The following is a 2,506-nucleotide window of genomic DNA, read 5'->3' on the forward strand; positions in this document are numbered from 1 at the left end:
GAAGCCTTCAGGCTTCACACAGGTGCTCCGCACACAGGGCTGATTGACTTGTATTTTAGGCGTTGGTAAATAGATATCCTGGTGGAGTCAGAAAGGGAGCACATACCAGGCTTTCTGGGCCTGGCCGCTGAGGAAGCTGTCAAGAAGTTTGGCATTTCAGCATGAGGTCAACAACTCACCGAACATTTGCGGAAATAACAGGAGTTGCCTTGGCGGCATGGAATCAGTCCGGGCTGACGCACCGTAAGGACCTGAATAGCGGTACTGAACTGCCTGGCAGATAGGTCCTTGAGTATGTCCAGGAGGTGAGAATCAATGAAAAGCAAGTTTTGTGTTTTGAGTCTGGGGTTGCTGCTCTGCATCCTGTCCGCTTCCCAGGCCCCGGCCCTGGATACGGTCATCGGCAAAACCGGCATAGCCTTAAACGGTGAAAGGGAGCACGTGAGGACCCAGGAGACAAACCTGGGCAACCTGGTCTGCGACGCAATAAGATATTTCACCGGAGCGGACATGGCTTTGTACAATGGCGGAGGGATCAGATCGGGTGCACGAACAGGGGAGATCACCCTGGAGCAGGCCATGGAGATTCTGGCCTTTGACAACGAAGTGGTCATTCTTGAAGTAAGCGGGTCCGACATGTTTGAAATCCTGGAATACGGGGTGGGCAATTATGGTGAAGTGGACGGAAGGTTCCCGCAAGTAAGCGGGTTCAGGTTTTATATTGACCCTGCAGCCCCTGTGGGGGAGAGAGTGACCGACATAATTTTTTGTGGGCTGCCCATTGATCCGGAAATGACCTATTCACTGGCTACCAACGGTTTCCTTGCTTCGGGAGGTGACGGTTACTCCATGCTCAAAGATGCCGTGCAGGCAAAAAAGGCCGACATGACGGACCAGCTCATGTTCATCAGGTACCTCCAGGAATTCAGCCCTGTTTTTCCCATGGTAGAAGGCCGTATTGCAGTAAAGCCCGATAACCGCTGCTCTCCGCATGAACAGGAGTCAAACAGATGAAAATCAGTAAACGGGTCCAGGCACTGCTTGTACTGATCGTCTTTATCTGGCCGGTCCAGGCCGTCCAGGCCCATGAACGGCTGATCATCCTGCACACCAATGACCTCCACGGTCGTATTGAGACCGGCGAAAACCGGCTGGGAATGCCCTACATAGCCGCACTGAATAAATATTATGGCTCACGCCATGAACATGTTCTCCTTCTGGATGCCGGCGACACTATCCACGGAAGGCCGATTACTGACGGGCTCAAGGGCAAGAGTGCAGTTGCATCCATGAACGCTGCCGGGTACGAGGTCATGGTTCCAGGCAACCACGATTTCAACTTCGGCTGGGAAAGACTCCTTGAGCTTGAAGCAGACTTCATGCAGTTCAGTCTTGTAGCCGCCAACGTATTCAATAACGGGGAGCTCCTTTTTGATCCTTATGTGATAAAAACAATCGGAGACTTCAGGGTTGGCATATTCGGACTTGTCACCCCTGAAACCCTGTATTCCACTCATCCGAAAAACATCGAGGGCATCAGGTTCGGGGAAGTTTTGCAGGCCGCGGAAAAGTATTCAACCCTGCTTCGAGAGGAATATAAAACGGATCTTGTTGTGGCCCTGGGTCATATCGGCATCAGTGATTCAGAGAAAATCGCCCGGCAGGTGGAAGGCATCCATCTTTTTGTTGACGGACACAGTCACACCATGCTCAAACAGGGCAGAAAGGTCTGCGGCACCCTTATCGTACAGGCCCATGAATACGGCAACTATCTGGGGAAGGTGGAAATTGACCTGAGCAAAGGAAAACCAGTCATTGAGGCCAAGCTGATATCGGCGGACGAGGCCTTAGGCCTGGTGGAGCCCGATGCACGGATACAGGAGATGCTGGAAGAATTCAGGGCCGAAGTGAGTCGAATGATTCTGGAAAATCATCCCTGAGAATGAAGAATTTTTAGGAAAGCAGGGGACAGGCACCCCCGCACTTATTTTTCTGAAGGATGATTGACAGGTTATAAAAATAAGTGCGGGGATAGCCAGTCCCCATGCCACATGCAAATGGCTGAATTGTTACTGAGGTACAGTTTCCGCCCTGCCTCCCTGAATGCCTGTGTGCTGCCGAAGGATTTGGCTTTGCAGCGGGCAGCAGTAAAGTATCATCCAGCAAGATTTGTATTAATCTTTACCTGCAAAAGGCTTGCTTTACAATATTTTTCTAGCTTGCAGCTTCATAAAACTACGCGTCTGTAATTTTTGTGTTTGTGTGGAGAAAAGGTGACGCGGGGACTGTCCCCGGGCCGGTTTGGGCATCATCCGGTTAACCCTTGCAGGACGCGTTGAGCACGGGGACTGGCTCTCCCGGCATTAATTTTTCTAACGCGGGCTCTGCCCGCAACCCAGATAAGAAAAGAGTTTTTAGCCCACAGATCACACAGATTGACACAGATAAAAGAGATTGAAGAAGCATGTTTTTTCCTTGCGGGAATAAGAACCCGCAAGGAAAAGGC

The 2,506-nt window shown here is 51.1% G+C and carries 2 protein-coding genes; both read left to right on the top strand.

Translation table 11 applies throughout. From position 1 onward, the window contains the following. Positions 1 to 315 precede the first annotated feature (315 nt). Positions 316 to 1,014 (top strand): 5'-nucleotidase, encoded by a 699-nt coding sequence (locus QZP87_RS07740; RefSeq protein ID WP_291322346.1) that lies wholly within the window; start codon positions 316 to 318, stop codon positions 1,012 to 1,014. Beyond that, positions 1,011 to 1,940 (top strand): metallophosphatase, encoded by a 930-nt coding sequence (locus tag QZP87_RS07745; RefSeq protein ID WP_291322347.1) that lies wholly within the window; start codon positions 1,011 to 1,013, stop codon positions 1,938 to 1,940. Before QZP87_RS07740 ends, QZP87_RS07745 begins: the two co-directional genes overlap by 4 nt. The last annotated feature ends 566 nt before the right edge of the window (positions 1,941 to 2,506 follow it).

This window comes from Desulfonatronospira sp. (assembly GCA_003563255.1).
GTDB lineage: Bacteria > Desulfobacterota > Desulfovibrionia > Desulfovibrionales > Desulfonatronovibrionaceae > Desulfonatronospira.

Bases quoted from the DNA above. Each gene is read 5' to 3' on its own strand.
- QZP87_RS07740 (WP_291322346.1), top strand. From the start codon at position 316: ATGAAAAGCAAGTTTTGTGTTTTGAGTCTGGGGTTGCTGCTCTGCATC.
- QZP87_RS07745 (WP_291322347.1), top strand. From the start codon at position 1,011: ATGAAAATCAGTAAACGGGTCCAGGCACTGCTTGTACTGATCGTCTTT.